10 protein-coding genes are annotated in these 17139 nt (G+C 61.8%); 3 read left to right on the top strand and 7 right to left on the bottom strand.

What is annotated here, in order from left to right:
• Positions 1-5: 5 nt before the first annotated feature.
• The 3 genes from trpA to ACQZ6F_RS18520 all read left to right on the top strand — a co-directional run bounded on the left by trpA (position 6) and on the right by ACQZ6F_RS18520 (position 3248).
• Positions 6-845 (top strand): tryptophan synthase subunit alpha, encoded by an 840-nt coding sequence (gene trpA, locus ACQZ6F_RS18530; RefSeq protein WP_449094085.1) that lies wholly within the window; start codon positions 6-8, stop codon positions 843-845.
• Positions 846-951: 106 nt separating this feature from the next.
• Positions 952-1863 carry an acetyl-CoA carboxylase, carboxyltransferase subunit beta gene (gene accD, locus ACQZ6F_RS18525; protein WP_449094086.1) on the top strand — a complete coding sequence of 304 codons (912 nt, stop codon included), beginning with the start codon at positions 952-954 and terminating at the stop codon, positions 1861-1863.
• A gap of 32 nt (positions 1864-1895) precedes the next feature.
• Positions 1896-3248 carry a bifunctional folylpolyglutamate synthase/dihydrofolate synthase gene (locus tag ACQZ6F_RS18520; RefSeq protein ID WP_449094087.1) on the top strand — a complete coding sequence of 451 codons (1353 nt, stop codon included), beginning with the start codon at positions 1896-1898 and terminating at the stop codon, positions 3246-3248.
• Positions 3249-3314: 66 nt separating this feature from the next.
• Here the strand turns inward: ACQZ6F_RS18520 and trxA are convergent, their stop codons facing one another.
• From trxA to ahcY, 7 genes are all read right to left on the bottom strand, one after another.
• Complete coding sequence (gene trxA, locus ACQZ6F_RS18515) at positions 3315-3635, bottom strand: thioredoxin (protein ID WP_047633967.1); 321 nt, start codon at positions 3633-3635, stop codon at positions 3315-3317.
• A 76-nt stretch (positions 3636-3711) separates the two neighbouring features.
• On the bottom strand, positions 3712-7278 hold the full coding sequence (gene addA / locus ACQZ6F_RS18510) for a double-strand break repair helicase AddA (RefSeq protein WP_449094088.1): 3567 nt from the start codon (positions 7276-7278) through the stop codon (positions 3712-3714).
• Positions 7271-10462: a double-strand break repair protein AddB gene (addB, locus tag ACQZ6F_RS18505; protein ID WP_449094089.1), complete on the bottom strand. Its 3192-nt coding sequence runs from the start codon at positions 10460-10462 to the stop codon at positions 7271-7273. The genes addA and addB overlap by 8 nt, the downstream gene beginning before the upstream one ends.
• A 5-nt stretch (positions 10463-10467) precedes the next feature.
• A complete protein-coding gene (locus ACQZ6F_RS18500; RefSeq protein WP_449094090.1) occupies positions 10468-11199 on the bottom strand; it encodes a nucleotidyltransferase family protein in 732 nt (243 codons plus the stop codon).
• A gap of 76 nt (positions 11200-11275) precedes the next feature.
• On the bottom strand, positions 11276-12787 hold the full coding sequence (tsaE, locus tag ACQZ6F_RS18495) for a tRNA (adenosine(37)-N6)-threonylcarbamoyltransferase complex ATPase subunit type 1 TsaE (RefSeq protein WP_449094091.1): 1512 nt from the start codon (positions 12785-12787) through the stop codon (positions 11276-11278).
• A complete protein-coding gene (locus ACQZ6F_RS18490) occupies positions 12784-15291 on the bottom strand; it encodes an ATP-binding protein (protein ID WP_449094092.1) in 2508 nt (835 codons plus the stop codon). The genes tsaE and ACQZ6F_RS18490 overlap by 4 nt, the downstream gene beginning before the upstream one ends.
• Before the next feature lie 282 nt (positions 15292-15573).
• The gene (gene ahcY, locus ACQZ6F_RS18485) at positions 15574-16974 is read right to left on the bottom strand and encodes an adenosylhomocysteinase (protein WP_077470519.1); all 1401 of its coding nucleotides are present in this window, start codon (positions 16972-16974) and stop codon (positions 15574-15576) included.
• Positions 16975-17139 lie beyond the last annotated feature (165 nt).

Raw genomic sequence — 17139 nt, 5'->3', positions numbered from 1 at the left:
ACGCCATGACCGTACGTATGGATAAACGCTTCGCCGCTCTGAAGGCTGAAGGCCGCCCGGCACTCGTCACCTATTTCATGGGCGGCGATCCCGATTACGACACCTCGCTCGGCATCATGAAGGCGCTGCCGGAAGCCGGCGCCGACGTCATCGAGCTCGGCATGCCCTTTTCCGATCCCATGGCCGACGGCCCGGCGATCCAGCTTGCCGGCCAGCGTGCGCTGAAGGCCGGCCAGACACTGAAGAAGACGCTGCAGCTCGCTACCGATTTCCGCAAGGTGGACGCCGATACGCCGATCGTGCTGATGGGCTATTACAATCCGATCTATATCTACGGCGTCGAAAAGTTCCTCGATGATGCCATCGCTGCCGGTATCGACGGCCTGATCGTTGTCGATCTGCCGCCGGAAATGGATGACGAGCTCTGCATTCCCGCCATCAACAAGGGCATCAACTTCATCCGCCTGGCGACGCCGACCACGGATGAGAAGCGCCTGCCGGCGGTTCTGAAGAACACGTCCGGTTTCGTCTATTATGTCTCGATGAACGGCATCACCGGTTCGGCCCTGCCGGATCCGTCGCTGGTGTCCGGCGCCGTACAGCGCATCAAGCAGCACACGGATCTGCCGATCTGCGTCGGCTTCGGCGTCAAGACGGCCGAACATGCCAAGGTCATCGGCGGCTCTGCGGACGGCGTCGTCGTCGGCACCGCCATCGTCAACCAGATCGCCACCAGCCTGACCAAGGATGGCAAGGCGAGCGCCGACACCATCCAGGCCGTCGCGACGCTCGTCCGCGGACTGTCAACGGGAACGCGCTCCGCGCGCCTTGTTGCTGCCGAATAATGTTCCCATATAGCCTCTCTTCAATCGTTGCGGATTGAAGAAAAGGCCTATGGGCATTAGGTGGTGACTACGATATCGATTGATATGGTCGATTAGGAGTTTCGAATTGAACTGGATCACGAATTACGTTCGCCCGCGGATCAACTCCATGCTGGGCCGTCGCGAGGTTCCCGAGAATCTCTGGATCAAGTGCCCGGAGACCGGCGAGATGGTCTTCCACAAGGATCTGGAAGACAATAAGTGGGTCATCCCCGCCTCCGGTTTCCACATGAAGATGCCGGCCAAGGCCCGCCTTGCCGATCTCTTCGACAATGGCGACTATGAAGCCCTGCCGCAGCCCAAGGTGGCGCAGGACCCGCTGAAGTTCCGCGACTCGAAGAAATATACCGATCGTCTGAAGGACAGCCGCGTCAAGACGGAGCAGGAAGACACGATCCTTTCCGGCGTCGGCAAGGTTCGCGGCGTCAAGCTCGTTGCCGTCGTGCACGAATTCAATTTCATGGGCGGTTCGCTCGGCATTGCCGCCGGCGAGGCCATCGTCAAGGCGTTCGAGCGTGCGATTTCCGAGAAATGCCCGCTGGTCATGTTCCCGGCTTCTGGCGGCGCGCGCATGCAGGAAGGCATCCTCTCGCTGATGCAGCTGCCGCGCACCACGGTTGCCGTCGACATGCTGAAGGAAGCAGGCCAGCCCTATATCGTCGTTCTCACCAATCCGACGACCGGCGGCGTCACCGCTTCCTACGCCATGCTTGGCGACATTCACCTGGCTGAGCCGGGTGCGGAAATCTGCTTTGCCGGCAAGCGCGTCATCGAACAGACGATCCGCGAGAAGCTGCCGGAAGGGTTCCAGACCTCGGAATACCTGCTGGAGCACGGCATGGTCGATATGGTCATCAAGCGCCATGATATTCCGGACACGCTCGCGACGCTCCTGAAGATCCTGACCAAGGCGCCGGCAAACGATGTGTCCGCCAAGAGCAAGAATGGCGCTGCGCTGGCGGTAGCCGTAAGCGCCTGATATCATCGAAGGCCGAAAGGCGGAGGTGCGGGATGACGGCTATGGATCAATCCGCAACGAGCGAGGCAGCCCGGGAAATCGAAAAGCTGATGGGGCTGCACCCCAAAGGCTTCGATCTCTCTTTGGAGCGGATAACCCGGCTGCTCGATGTTCTCGGCAATCCTCACAGGAAATTGCCGCCGGTGATCCATGTCGCCGGCACTAATGGCAAGGGATCGGTGACGGCCTTCTGTCGTGCCCTGCTTGAAGCCGGCGGCTATAGCGTCCACGTTCATACCTCGCCGCATCTTGTCAATTGGCACGAGCGGTACCGTATCGGCGTCAAGGGCGGACGCGGTGCGCTCGTCGGCGATGCTGTTTTTGCCGATGTGCTCCGGCGCATTGCCGAGGCCAATGATGGCCAGAAGATTACCGTCTTTGAAATCCTGACGGCCGCGACCTTCCTGCTCTTTGCTGAACACTCGGCTGATGCTGCTGTCATCGAGGTTGGCCTTGGCGGTCGCTTTGATGCCACCAACGTTATTTCCGATCCGGCCGTCTCCGTCATCATGCCGATTTCGCTCGATCACCAGCCCTATCTGGGCGATCGGGTCGAGCTGATCGCCGCCGAGAAGGCCGGCATCATGAAGTCAGGCCATCCTGTGGTCATCGGCCATCAGGAATATGATGCCGCGCTCGATGTGCTGATCTCGACGGCCGAGCGGCTTCGTTGCCCGACCGCCGTTTTCGGCCAGGATTTCTCGGCGCACGAGGAATATGGCAAGCTGGTCTATCAGGACGAGTTCGGCCTTGCCGATCTGCCGTTGCCGCGCCTGCCGGGCCGTCACCAATATGGCAATGCCGCTGCCGCCATCCGCGCCGTGAAGGCAGCCGGTTTCGTCGTCACCGAAGCGATGATGGAAAAGGCGATGACCTCGGTCGAATGGCCGGGGCGCCTGCAGCGGCTGACGGAAGGCAATCTCATCGCGCATGCGCCTGAAGGTGCGGAGATCTGGGTCGATGGTGGCCACAATCCCGGCGCCGGCGAAGTCATCGCCGAAGCCATGGCCAATTTCGAAGAGCGCCAGCCGCGGCCGCTTTTCCTGATCATCGGCATGATCAATACCAAGGATCCCGTCGGCTATTTCAAGGCCTTCGCCGGTCTCGCGGAAAAGGTCTATTGCGTGCCGATCCGCGCGAGCGACGCGATGATTGATCCTGTCATTCTGGCGAATGCTGCCTATGATGCCGGTCTTGTCGCCGAACCGATGTCGAATGTGAGCGAGGCACTGGACGCAATCAAGGCCTTCGCAGTGCCGGGCTCGCCCGCCCCGCGCATCCTGATTGGCGGCTCGCTTTATCTTGTCGGCGATGTCCTTGCCGACAACGGCACGCCGCCTCGATAAGCCTCATCCATTCAATAAAAAAGCCCGGTCGAGCCGGGCTTTTTTAGTTCATTCAGTCGATACCGATCAGGATGCGCTGGAGATCCAGTTCTGCAGGGCAGTCTTCGGAGCAGCGCCGACCTTGATGTCGGCGACTTCGCCGCCCTTGAACATGGCAAGCGTCGGGATCGAGCGAACGCCGAACTGGGCGGCCAGTTCCGGATTTTCGTCGATGTTGAGCTTGGCGACCTTGACCTTGCCTTCGAACTGCACGGCAAGTTCTTCAAGAGCCGGAGCGATCATCTTGCACGGACCGCACCATTCGGCCCAGAAATCAACGACGACAGGCTCTGCGGACTGAAGGACTTCGGCAGCGAAGTTGGAAGTATCGACTTTAACGGTAGCCATAGACTACTCCTTTATCAGGATTTGCGGGTTGTTATCTATGTGAGGCCTCGGAGCCTGAATTTCAATGTCCGATATTTCACTTTGTCTGGAGCTCCGCAAGCGCCGACGCAAGCGTATCGTTGGACAGCGTATAGATCGAGGCGCCTTCGGTATAGACCAGCAGGCAGTCGATGCGCTTTTCCGGATAGAGCGGCGAGAGGATGGAGCGGTAGATGGCAAGCTGTGCCCGGTGTGCGAAAGGGATGGCGTTTTCGCTGCCGGGCGGCACGCGGTTCGTCTTGTAGTCCAGGATGACGACGCGATCCTCGAGCACCGCCAGCCGGTCGATGCGGCCGGAGACGGCGTAGGACTGACCACCGAGTTTTAGCGTCCCCATGATCGAGACCTCCGCCTGCGCATGCGCGCTGAATGTCCCCTGCAGGTCAGGATGCGAGAGCAGCGCCATGACGGAGCCTATCAGCGCCTCCCGCTCGGTCTGTGGCCAGAAACGCGCGGCTCGTTCGGCATAGCGCCGCGCCGCATCCGCCCGCTCTTCCGGCGCGATATCGGGCAATGTCTGCAGCATACGGTGGATGAAGCGGCCCTTCTGCAAGGCGCGATCCGATTTCGCTTTCTCGCCGAAAAGCGCAGACGTGACGAGCAGATTTTCGGCCTCGTCGTCGATGACGGTGCCGACGCCGGAAGGGCTGAGCGGCCGGGGAAGGTTTCTCTGCGGCGGCAGCGGCTGGCTGAGCCCGGCTGGCAAGCTCACTCGCTTTGTCAGTTTTTCCGGCTCCGGCATGGTTTCGAAGTCGAGCTTCACCTGCGCGACCCGCCAGCTCAGCCCCTGCCAGTCACCATCCGGACCGGAGAAGGTCTTCAGCGTGCAATGCTGCTCATCTCCGCGCAATGCCGTAGAAATCATCGCATGCCAGGTGTCGCTGTTTTCACGGATGCCGCGATAGCCGCAGATGATCAGCCGGTCGGCAGCACGCGTCATGCCGACATATAGCAGGCGGCGGTATTCTTCCTCCGCCAGCGACTGGAGGCGCGCCGTATCGGCCTGCGTCAGCGAATTGGCGAGTGCCGAGACCGGCACCCAGACTGGCAGCGGGATCTGCTCTTTGCCGGTCTCGATCAGCCGCATCTTCGGCAGATGCGTGTGGGTAAAGGCCTTGCCGCCGCCATCGACGAGGAAGACGATCGGCGCCTCCAGCCCCTTCGAGGCATGGACAGTCATGATCCGCACTTCGTTGCGGCCCTTGTCCTGCTCGCGCTTGACCGTCGGTGCTTCCAGCTCCAGCGTCGAGATGAAGGATTGCAGGCCGGGCAGGCCGCTGGTCTCATGATCGAGCGCGAAGGTGAGGAACTCGTCGAGAATATCGCTGACTTCAGTGCCGAGTCGCGCCAGAAACTGCCGCCGGCCGCCGAAGCTGCCGAGCACGCGGGCATAGAAATCATGCACGGCCAGGCTTTTCGACAGGGCAAGAAAGGTCTTCAGCCGATCGGCCGCCAACTGGAAGCGATCATGGCCGTCCTCGGCGAACCTCAGCAGATGGCTCCAGACGCTCTGGCCGTCGCCGCGATAGGCCGCGACCGCGAAGACGTCTTCTTCGCTGAGGTCGAACAACGGGCTTTTCAGCAGGGCGCACAGCGAAAGATCGTCTTCCGGCAACAGCAGGAAGCGGCCGAGTGCGAGGAGATCCTGAATGGCGATGTGGCTGGTCAGCACCAGCCGGTCGGCGCCGGCAACGGGGATATTGCCGCGCCGCTTCAGGGCACGGGTGAGTGCGTTGACGAAACTGTCGCGCTTTCGCACCAGCACGAGAATGTCGCCGGCCTCGATGAAGCGGCTCTTGCCCTTCTCGATGATGGTTTCCCGCCCGACAAGATTGCCGATCGTCTGCGCCATTCTCCGGGCCAGAATGGCAGGCGGTGCGCTTTCCGGCGTCAAATCGAAGGGCGCCGTCCAATCCTCTTCCTTGGCGGCCGGCTCCGGCGCGATCATCTCCCAGAGATCGACCGCGCCGGGATGACCGATGCGGCTGGATCGATGCACCACCGGCTCGTCAACGGCGCTCAGTCCCTTGGCATTTTCGGGACTGGTAAAGACATGGTCGACGGCGCCAAGCACATCGGCGGTCGAGCGGAAGGAGAGGGGCAGCCGGACAGATGAAAATTTCAGGCCGCTTGCATCCACCCGCCGGCGCGTGCGATCGCTTTCCTCGGAGAAACGCTCCGGCCGCGCGCCCTGGAACGAATAGATCGATTGCTTCTCGTCGCCGACAGCGAAGATTGTCCTCAGCGTCGGCCGCGCGCTTTCGCCGGAAAAGAAATCCTCCGCCAGCGACTGGATGACGCTCCACTGGATCGGGCTGGTATCCTGCGCCTCGTCGACCAGAATGTGATCGATGCCCTTGTCCAGCTTGTAGTGGATCCACGGGCCGACACCCTTCTTTGTGAGGAGATCGGCGGTGCGGGTGATCAGATCCTCGAAATCGAGCTGGCTGCGCCGTTTCTTCAGCTCCTCATAGTCGCGGTTCAGCCGGTCGGCGAGCGTAAGGGCGGCGCGGGTCGCGCGATACATCCGCATCAGCTTCAGCCGGTCGCGGCAGGCAACGACATGGGCGCGGGCCTCTGCCACCGCATCGGCAAGCGCAGGCGCATCCGCCAGCATCGCCTTGACGAAAAACTGGCTGTCAGACTTCGGTTCGCCCTTGGCGGTCAGCATCACCTTTTCGAGTATGTCGGCGCGAGCGATGGGATCTGCCTCGCGCTTGGCGAGGCGCAGTGCATAGGCGATCTCCTGTGCCTTTGCGCCGCCCTTCTGATCAGCGAGCGTCAGGTAGAGCTCCAGCGTCGCACCCGAGAGGCCGGGTAGCGGCCAATATTGCCCCGCGATGCCGGTTTCCGTGTCATCGGCAGACAGGCCAAGCCGCGCCAGCAGCGATGCTTCAAGACCACCTTGACGTCCCGCCGTCTCGGTAAAGCGGCGGATGGCATTGCGATTGGCGACGATATCGCCGAGCAGCGTTTCCAGGCCGGATTCGTCACCAAGATCGAGCACATAGGCAAAGGCCCGCGCCAGCTCAGGGTCACCATGTGGCGTTGCGGATGCCAATAGCGCCCGCCGCGCATCGTCGAGCAGGGTCGCAGCCGCGCGGTCATCGAGAACGGAGAAATGTCCGGCGACATTGGCTTCGAGCGGAAACTGATGCAGCAAGGCCTCGCAGAAGGCGTGGATCGTCTGGATCTTCAGCCCGCCCGGCGTCTCTAGCGCCTTGGCGAATAGCCGACGCGCCTCGGCAAGCTTGAAGAGATCCGGCTCCTTGCCTTCGATATCGGCGATACGCTTTTTCAGCTCCTCGTCCGGCATCGTCGCCCAGGCGGCGAGGCGATCAAAGACGCGGTTCGACATTTCGGAGGCGGCCGCCTTGGTATAGGTGAGGCAGAGAATGGCCGAGGGTCTTGCGCCGGCGAGAAGCAACCGAATGACGCGCTGGGTCAACACATGCGTCTTGCCCGAGCCGGCATTGGCCGAAACCCAGGCCGAGCGTTCGGGGTCCGAGGCGATGGATTGCTGGATCGTCGTCCAGCTGATCCAGACGCCGGGATCGTCGCTGTCGGGCAGGCCCAATGGTTCGCTGGCGGAAAGCTCACTCATCGCCACCGCCTTCCTGCTCGGTCTCTGCGGTCGACCATTCCGAAACGCGAGCGAGGTGATCGTAGTCGCCGCCATATTCGAATTGCTGGGCGGGGATCAGCCGCGAGGAAAAGCCCTTCTCACCGGATTGCAGCAGCGAAACGAATTTCACCAGCTGATCCATGGACTCCTGCGCCAGATCCATAGCCGACTTCGTTTCCGTCTTGCCGCCACGCGTCGAGTGCTCGTTGTTGACCTGATCGACCTTGAAGCGATCGCCGGGCCGCAGCCGGACATAGAGCAGGTTTTCAGGCATCAGCGTGCCGATATTGCGGAAAGCGCCTTGCTTCAGCGCATAGGCTTCCAGCGCCAATTGCGGGTCGAGCAGCGCACGCGCCTGCGGCGGCGAGGGATTGTAGCCGGTCTTGTAGTCGATGATATCGGCCGCCTTGTCGCTCTTTATGTCGATGCGGTCGGCAACTCCGGTCAGCCTGATGCCGATCGGCTCGATCTCGACGCCAGCGGGCACTTCCGTCGCGGTCTTGCGAACCTCCGGCCGCCGCTCGGCTTCCCAGACGAGAAAGGCGCGAGCCACCTCGTGGAAACGCGGCCGCCAGACGCTGTCGATATGATCAGGCAATTGGGCGGCATCGAAGAGCTCCGCGATGATGCGATCCATGGCCAGCGTCGCATCCGGCGTACCGGCGATGTGTCCCTCACGGACGAAGCGGTCGATGATCTTGTGATAGAGTGTGCCGCGCTCGGCCGGGCCGGGATCGCGATTGAACGGATCGACTGGATCGAGCCGCAGCACACGCCGTGCATAGATGGCATAGGGGTCGCGGCGAAGGCGTCCCACCTCGCTGAAGGAATAGCTCTTCGGCTGCAGCTCGGCCGGTGGCCGCGGGGCCGGGCGCAGCGCAGGCGCCTGATTGTCGCCTTCGTCGATCATGGCAGCCCAATGGCGATACTGATCGCCGCGCTCCCTCATAGCGCCTTCGAGGTCTTCGCCGCCAAGCGCGATCAGCCGCTGCAGCCAGCGTGACGCCACAGTCGGCGTCGAGCCCTGGCGGAGCGCGCGGGAATAGATGAGGTCGCGCGTGCCGTTCGCCATTTCAAAATCGTGCGCGAGTTGGCCGATGCGCCGCTCCGGTGGCTCCAGTCCGATCTCGGTCTTCATCGTGCGGGAGATGAAGGGATTATTGGCCGTTTGCCCCGGCCAGGAACCTTCGTTCAATGCGCCGAGGATCAGCGTATCGACGCTCTGCAGGCGTGCTTCGAGTGTGCCGAAGATGAAGAGGCGCGGATGGCTGAGCGCTCGCGGCTTCACTGCCTGTCCGACGCAGAGCGCCGCCATGATGTCGATCCATTGCGCCCCATCCGCTTCGAGCTGGCCGTCAGTATCGATGACTTCCTTCAGCAGGCTGGCGAGCGTATCTCCCGCTTCACCTGACCAGAGTGCTGCCAGATCACCGCGCTCGTCGATTGCTACGGCTTCAAGCGTCCGGCCGGTACGCTCGCCCCATTCCGAAAGGGTTGGAAGGCCCTCGACCGCCTGCAAGGAAAGCGCTGATGTAAGCGGTTCGCATGCCCTGGTGACCCGCTGCGCCAGCTCGCGCGCATGTTCGACGGCTTCGGGTGGTAGCGATTTGCGCCATTGCGGCGCGTGGCGATCATTTGCCTGTTCGGCCAGTCTGGTATCGAGCAGCGTTTCCAATGTGCCGACATCGATGCTGGTGAGCCCGCCTCGGAGCGCCAGGATTTCCAGCGCATCGACACCGGGCCGGTGCGTCTCGGGTGGCATGCCGAAGCGGGCGAGGGGATGCTTGAGCAGCGAGACGACGGCGACGGGATCGCCGGGGCGAAGCGTCGCCTCCAGCAGCAATTGCAGCAAAGTGCCTTGCGGCATCGCCGAAAGCGGCGTGCCGGCCGAATCGTCGGCGGTGATGCCGAAGCGGGCAAGCTCTGCGGTGACGCGCCTTGCGAGGTTGCGGTCTGGCGTGATCAAGGCCGCCTGGCTTTCGCCGCCATGACGTCCCGGCTTTTCCAGCGCCAGCCGCAATGCGATGGCGATGGCGGTTGCTTCCTCGCGTTCGTTGGATGCCTCGATCAGCGAAACATCGGCGAAGGCCTCGTCAATTGCGTCGGGAGCAAGCGTCTTGCGCCAGCTTCCCCAGCCGCTCGTCGCCTTGGCCGGCGCCAGGGCGCGCGACAGGATCTGCGCGCGCATCTGCATGGCCTCCGCCGCCGCGGCAACGGTTCCGACATCGTCGCGGGTTACGTGCAAGCGCTTCAGCAGCAGCGAGAGGCCATATTGCGGATGGCTGCGGGTGGTCGGATCCGATCTTTCGCCGATGGCTGTTTCCGGCGCCACGAGCCGCCAATCCTCTTCCGGCATTGAAAGATCGAGCCCCGGAAGGACGATCACCCCCTGTGGCAGCGCAGCGACAGCCGCGATCAGCTCCGCCGTTGCCGGCACCGAACCGGTCGAACCTGCGATGATGACAGGGCCCGGATGCTGCATGGCGCCGATCCGCAGCGCTTCGGCGCGAAGAATGGCGTTGCGGTTGCGGGCAGGGGAGGATTTGCCGAGTTCTTCCAGCCGTGCCGGCCAGAAGGCACTGGCGATCGCCAGGAATTCGGCCGTCAATTGCCACCAGAGCGCATGCTCTTCGGCGCTGAGATTGGCAAGCTCGCTCCAGTCCCGATCCTCAGTCTCGATGGAATCGATGAGTTCTGCGAGATTACGCGCCAGCCATATGGCATCGGCCGGGCTTGCCGGCGCCACGAGCGGCGAATCGGAATGGATGTCGCGGACGATCTGCGGCAGCTTGTTGCGCCAGGCAAGGATCAGTCGCGCGAGTTCCAGCAGCCGGGCGGTATTGGCAAGCGGTTGCGCCAGATCTGCCGTTTCCGGCAAGGCTTCCTCGAAATAACCGCTATCGTCATCGGTCTCGCCGAGCGGGCGGATGACTGGCAGGATGGCGGAGCGGCCGCCGAGAAGATCGACGAATTCCGAGCGCAGCACGCGCGCCGCGCGCCGTGTCGGCAGGAAGATGCTGACCTTGGCGAGCGACAGCGGGTCGCCCGGATCATGGCGAAAATGCTCGGTCAGCCGGCCGTCGCAAAGAGCGGCCGCAAGGGTCTTCAGGAAGGGCAGGCCCGCCGGGATCGTCAGAATGCGTTGCCGGTGCCCACCTGCCATGGGCCTCACGCAAACGCCCGGAAAGTCCGGATCGCTTCCTCCGCCTCGCCGACTGCCTCGGGCGTGCCCACCGTCAGCCAGTGGCCGTCGAGCATCGTGCCATAGAGGCGGTCGCGAGCGATCGCCTTGTCGAAGTAGATATTGATGTTGAAGGCGTCATCCGGCGCGTCGTCGAGGAGCGACGGGTTCATTGCAATGGCGCCTGCATAGACGACGCCATTGTGCTGCGCGTCGCGATAGCGCCGGAGCCGACCGTCTTCCGCCATGCTGAAATCGTTCTTGCCACTATGGCCCGTCGTTCTGTCCAGCTCGACGCAGAGCATGGCCATGTCCATGCGGGCGGCATCGTAGAATCCGGCTAAGCGCTCGAGGTTCGTCGGTGTGCCCGGCTTCTCGCCGATCCAGAACAGATCGGCATTCATCACGAAAACCGGGTCGCGGCTCAACAGCTTGAAGCCTTTGACCAGGCCACCGCCATTGTTCATCAGCGCATCCCGCTCATCGGAGATCAGGATCTCGAGGCCGCGATAGCTGCGCAGATGCGCCTCCATCTGGTCGGCATGATGATGCACGTTGACGACCGCTCGCTCGACACCGGCTTCCGCCAGCGCGTCCAGCGCATAATCGATCATCGGCTTGCCGGCGATCTTTACCAGCGGCTTCGGGATGGTATCGGTGATCGGCCGCATGCGGGTTCCGAGCCCCGCGGCCAATACCATGGCTTGCTTGATGGTCATTTCGTCTCGAACTCGTGATTCGGTCGCTCATTTTCCTTTAGCACAAGGCCGGAAAAACGTCGCCGGTGTTCGTTTTCTATGCCTGGCCGATGCCGGCTTTCTCGCACCATTCGCGCAAGGGGGAGAGGGCTTCATGCTCGAAGGCAATGGCGAGATAGGCAAGCGTGCGCGGCATGTGCTTGAGATAGCCGGGCTTGCCGTCGCGCTGCAGCAGCCGCACCCAGAGGCCGGCGAGCTTGCAGTTGCGCTGCGCTGACATGATCGCCCAGCTTTTCAGGAAGTTCGCCTCGTCGAAGCCGCCCTGGGCATGACGAAGCGCAAGATAGTCCGACATCAGCTGATCATGGAGATCGCGTTCGATCGTCACGCGCGCATCCTGCACGAGCGAGGCGACGTCATAGGAGGTCGGTCCGATCATCGCGTCCTGGAAATCGATGAGGCCGATGCGCTGGATGCCTTCTTCCTGTGCCCGCCAGATGATATTGGGCGAATGCATGTCGCGCAGCAGCAGGTTCTTTTCCGCATCGTCAAGCTGGTCGATCAGCCCATCCCAGATCGCCAGATAATCGGCACGCTCTTCGTCGCTGGCTGGTGTGCTGCGCTTCCAGGGGAGGTGCCAGTCGAGAAGCAGTCGCGCTTCCATCTTCATGGCGGTGCGATCGAAATCCGGGATGTGATGGGTATGATCCGGCGTCACCGGAATGTCGTGGGGGATGACAAGGCCATGCAGATGCGCAAGGCACGCGACGCTGGCGCGATAGCGCTCGGCAATCGGCTTGCCATGCTCGTCGAGTACACCATCGGTGCCGAGATCTTCAATCAGCAGGATACCGAGGTCGTAGTCGGCGGCGAAGATTTCCGGGGTGGCAAAGCCGTTCTCACGCAGGACGTTGGCTATTGCTACGAAGGGATAGGTGTCCCAGGCCAGATGCGCGACTTTCGGATAGGGCTTGCCGTCGAGCACCGGCGGCCCTTCCGGCAGGCGCGGCCAATCCATCAGGATGATGCGCTCGCCGCCATCGCGCGGATGGAGGGATTCATAGGCGCGCAGCGAGGCATCGCCCGTGAGGAAGCGGCGATTGGCGCCCGCATAGCCGTTGGCATCAAGAAAAGCGCGAATCGCCAGCACGCGCTCGATGCGTGCCATGTGCTTGGCCGGTGCCGCAATCTTTATCCGCCGGCCGTCGCCCTCATGTTCCAGCTTGAGGTCGATGCGCTCCTTCGGCAGCTCGCTCTCCGCCATCTCGGGCCATTCGACAAGGCAGACGCCGGTCTGCAAAGCCTCGTCAAAGCCGAGTTCCGCCAGTTCGCTGGGGTCGCCGAGGCGATAGAGGTCGAAATGCGAGACGGGGAAGCGCAGTTCGTAGGATTGCACGAGCGTGAAGGTCGGGCTTGGTACATCCAGTTCGGCATCATCGGCCATGGCGCGCAGTAGCGCGCGGGCGAGCGATGATTTGCCGGCGCCAAGATCGCCTGAAAGAGCCAGACAATCGCCTACCTTCACCGCCAGCGCCAAATCTTCGCCAAGCTGGGCGGTGGCGGCGTCATCTGCGAGGAAGAGGGACAGGCTGAGGTCGGTTGCTGTCATTCTGCTGCGGCGTAACGGGGCAGCTCGATGGAGGGGATCCGGCACGTTACCGTCGTTCCCTTGCCGGGCTGGCTCTCGATGGAGACCTCGCCCTCATGCAGGCTGACGAAACTCTCGACGATGGAAAGGCCGAGGCCGGCGCCGCTGCGCTTGCCACCCTTGCCGTTGGAAGCGAAGCGGTTGAAGACGGTATTGATCAGATCCTCCGAAATGCCGGGGCCCTTGTCGGCAACCGAGAAGACGAAATCCGTGCCTTCGCGTCCACATTTGAGCGCTATCGTGGAACCTTCGGGCGCAAAGTTGGCGGCGTTGGTGAGAAGCTTGAGCAGGATCTGCTTCAGCCGCTGCTGGTCGGCAACGATCGAGCCGAGATGGCTGGGGACGGTGATTTCCAGCGTGACGCCACTTTCCTGCAACCGGTCGGCAATCTGCATCGACACTTCGTCGAGGAGATCGCTGAGCACGATCTCGGAATAGTTCAGCCGCATGATGCCGGCATCGACGGTCGCAAGGTCGAGAATGTCGTTGACCAGCGTCAACAGCACGGACGAGGAGGTGGAGATATGGTCGATATATTCGGCCTGCCGATCGTTCAGCGAACCGATGCCGGGCGTCTTCAGGAGATCGGTGAAGCCGATGATGTTGGTGAGCGGTGAGCGCAGTTCGTAGGACACATGCTGGACAAAATCGTTCTTGAGTTCGTCCGCCTTCAAAAGCGCGTCGTTCTTCTCGGTCAGCGCCCGTTCGGCGCGCACGCTGTCCGTCTTGTTGACGAAGGTCAGCATGGTCTGCGCATTCGGCAGCGGAATGACGGCGTAATCGAGAACGAGGTTCGAATAGAGCTCCAGCGTCCCTTGCGACGACGGCCGTTCGTCTTCAAAGCTGGTGATCTGCTCGGCAAATCGTTTCCAGCCATCAGGCTGGTCATAGGAGGGCGCGCAGGCTTCGGCCAGCACTTGAATATGCGTGCCCGGTTTGGCCTGTGTCTCGGTGATATTCCAGAGAATGCGGAAGGCCGGGTTGGATAGGCGGATGCGGCCGTCAGGCCCGAAGACGGCAACGCCTTCGGACAGATGGTCGATGGTCTCGCCCTGCACCTTGACCAGCGTATTGTAGCGCGTTTCGAGATCGACCTGTTCGGTCAGGTTCTCGAACACCCAGGTAGCGCCGCCCTGCGGATGCGCCGTGGCAAAAACCCTGAGAATCTGCCCGTTGGGCAGATGCCAGAGGTCGCTTTGCGTATCGAGAGCGCGATAGACCGACAGGACGCCGTCCTTCCAGGTCTTCCAATTGAGCTGCTCGGGCAATTTCTTGGCGCCGCGAAGCCGGTCGAGAAGCTCGCTATTGTCTGGCCGCTTCTCGAGGAAGGCGATATCGAGCTCCCATAGCTGGACGAAGGCCTGATTGTAGAATTGCAGACGCCGGTCGCCGTCGAAGATCGCGACAGGCGTCGCCAGATGATCGAGGGTTTCGGCATGGCTCTTCAGCGTGCGAGCCAGCTCGGCGCGAACCGATTCCGCCTCGGAAACGTCGATGGCGATGCCGGCGGAGCCGTTTGGAGATTTGACGTTGACGACGTCGAAGAAGGTTCTGTTGCCGCGCACAACAGTCGAAATCTTGTCGTGGAAGGGCGATTCCGGCGTGGTGGAGGCGCGAATGCGCTCGCGGGCCACGGTCGTCAGGAATTCGCGCTCTTCGCGAATGGCTTCATCGGTCGAAACGGCCTCGACCGCTTCGCTGTAGGCCTGATTGATCCAGGTTAGCTTCCCGTCCGCATCCCGCTGCCAGACCGGCAGGTCGATGGCGTCGAGCAGGTTCTGGAAGGCCGAGATCGAGGTCATAAGCCGGTCGCGCTCGATCTTCAGCTCCGCCAGTTCGGCGCGCAGATTGTTGAGCGCGATGAAGCGGACAAAGGCGCGGCCGCCGGAGATGCGGCCCTGCGCTTCGAGGATTTCGTCACGATTGGTCTCGACAACCATGTCGAAACTCTGGCCGTTGCCGCGCAGCTTGTCGATCGCCTTGTCGAGCTCGCCCGCCGACCATGATTTCAGCCAGCGCCCGAAGGCGAGGAATTCATTGTCCTGAGGAGCACCGGTTTCGACTGGAAGCTGGCCGAGCAGTTCCGGGCGTGCGTTCTGGCCGTCCCAGATGACGATGCGGCGGTTCTTGTCGGCGATCAGGGCTTGGTATTGCGAGATGCGTTGATTGGCATCGGAGAGCGCCGTACGTATCTCGCGGCTTTCACTTTCCAGATTGCCGCGTTGCCGGACCATCCACACGGTCGACAGGAGTGCGGCGGAGATGACGCCGATGATGATGGAGAAGACGGCCATTTCGGAAGAGGTAAACAGGCGCACGGTCGTCTGCGTCGCTGTATCGCTCTGCGCCAATACGGGACCTGCCAGACCAGTGACAAGGCCACCGAAAACACTGAGCCGTAGCAGACGGGTCAGCGAGGCCAGCCGACCCTTGTCATTTCCTCGTTTCGTCCGCGGTAAAAACATATATGCACCGCCCCGCTGCAGCCGCGCCGCCGTTTTGCGTAGCGCTGGCTGATGCAGGTTGTCTTCCCCTTCAGACATAAGAGGTTTGTCTCCGTCCTTTAATGTGCCGCATCCTGACAAGACATCCCATTTTCATGGCTCCGGGCACGCCCGGTTCGTCACGAATCAAGTTCAAAAACAATACTGCCTAAGGGAATCTGCGGGAAGGGAGCTGGCTAAAAAATAAGCCCCGGCATTTGTCAATGCCGGGGCCACAAGATGTTGTGGATATAGATCCTAAAATCAGTATCTGTAGTGGTCCGACTTGAAAGGACCTTGCGCCGTCACGCCGATATACGCAGCCTGCTCATCCGAAAGCTCGGTCAATTTTACGCCAAGCTTGGCGAGATGCAGGCGAGCGACCTTTTCATCGAGGTGCTTCGGCAGCACGTAGACCTGGTTCTGGTACTGGCCGGGCTTGGTGAAAAGCTCGATCTGCGCCAGCGTCTGGTTGGTGAACGAAGCCGACATCACGAAGGACGGGTGACCGGTGGCGTTGCCGAGGTTCAGCAGGCGGCCTTCCGAAAGCAGGATGATGCGGTTGCCCTTGGCAAACTCGACCATGTCGACCTGCGGCTTGATGTTCGTCCACTTCAGGTTACGCAGAGCGGCAACCTGAATTTCATTGTCGAAGTGGCCGATGTTGCCGACGATCGCCATGTCCTTCATCGCGCGCATGTGGTCGATGCGGATGACGTCCTTGTTGCCGGTCGTGGAGATGAAGATGTCGGCGCTTCCGACGACGTCTTCCAGCTGAACGACTTCATAGCCGTCCATCGCAGCCTGGAGTGCGCAGATCGGGTCGACTTCCGTGACCTTGACGCGGGCGCCGGCGCCGGAAAGCGAAGCGGCAGAACCCTTGCCGACGTCGCCATAACCGCAGACGACGGCGACCTTGCCGGCCATCATGACGTCGGTGGCGCGGCGGATGCCGTCAACCAGCGATTCCTTGCAGCCGTACTTGTTGTCGAACTTCGACTTGGTGACGCTGTCGTTGACGTTGATGGCCGGGAAGGGCAGCAGGCCCTTCTGGCTGAGCTGGTAGAGACGGTTGACGCCGGTGGTGGTTTCTTCGGTGACGCCCTTGATGGCGTCGCGCTGCTTGGTGAACCAGCCGGGCGATGCCTGAAGGCGCTTCTTGATCTGTGCGAAGAGGATTTCCTCTTCTTCCGAATGCGGGTTGGAAAGCACGTCTTCACCGGCTTCAGCGCGGGCGCCGAGCAGGATGTACATCGTGGCATCGCCGCCATCATCGAGGATCATGTTGGAGAGACCGCCATCGGTCCACTGGAAGATCTTGTCGGTGTAGATCCAGTAGTCTTCGAGGCTTTCACCCTTGATCGCGAAGACCGGAACGCCGGAAGCAGCGATCGCGGCAGCAGCGTGGTCCTGGGTCGAGAAGATGTTGCAGGATGCCCAGCGAACTTCTGCACCGAGCGCCACCAGCGTCTCGATGAGAACGGCTGTCTGGATCGTCATGTGCAGCGAGCCGGTGATGCGTGCGCCCTTCAGCGGCTGTGCTTCACCGAATTCGGCGCGGCAGGCCATCAGGCCCGGCATCTCGGTTTCGGCAATCGTGATTTCCTTGCGGCCGAAGTCGGCAAGGCCGATATCCGCGACGACGTAGTCCTTTTCAGTGCTCATGAAGATCTCCAGCCTGAACGATGCAGTCGCGCCGCGGGCAAACGCCACGGCCGAATGCAACAAAAATTGCACGCTGACAGCGTGTGGATGATGCCGTGTAGCAGGCTTCAGGGTGGAAATCAATGATGATATAAAGAAGTCTTTATGTCTTTATATCGTTGTGGC

The sequence above is a fragment of the Rhizobium sp. A22-96 genome (genome assembly GCF_053521805.1).
This window is presented reverse-complemented; position numbering and strand designations above follow the sequence as displayed.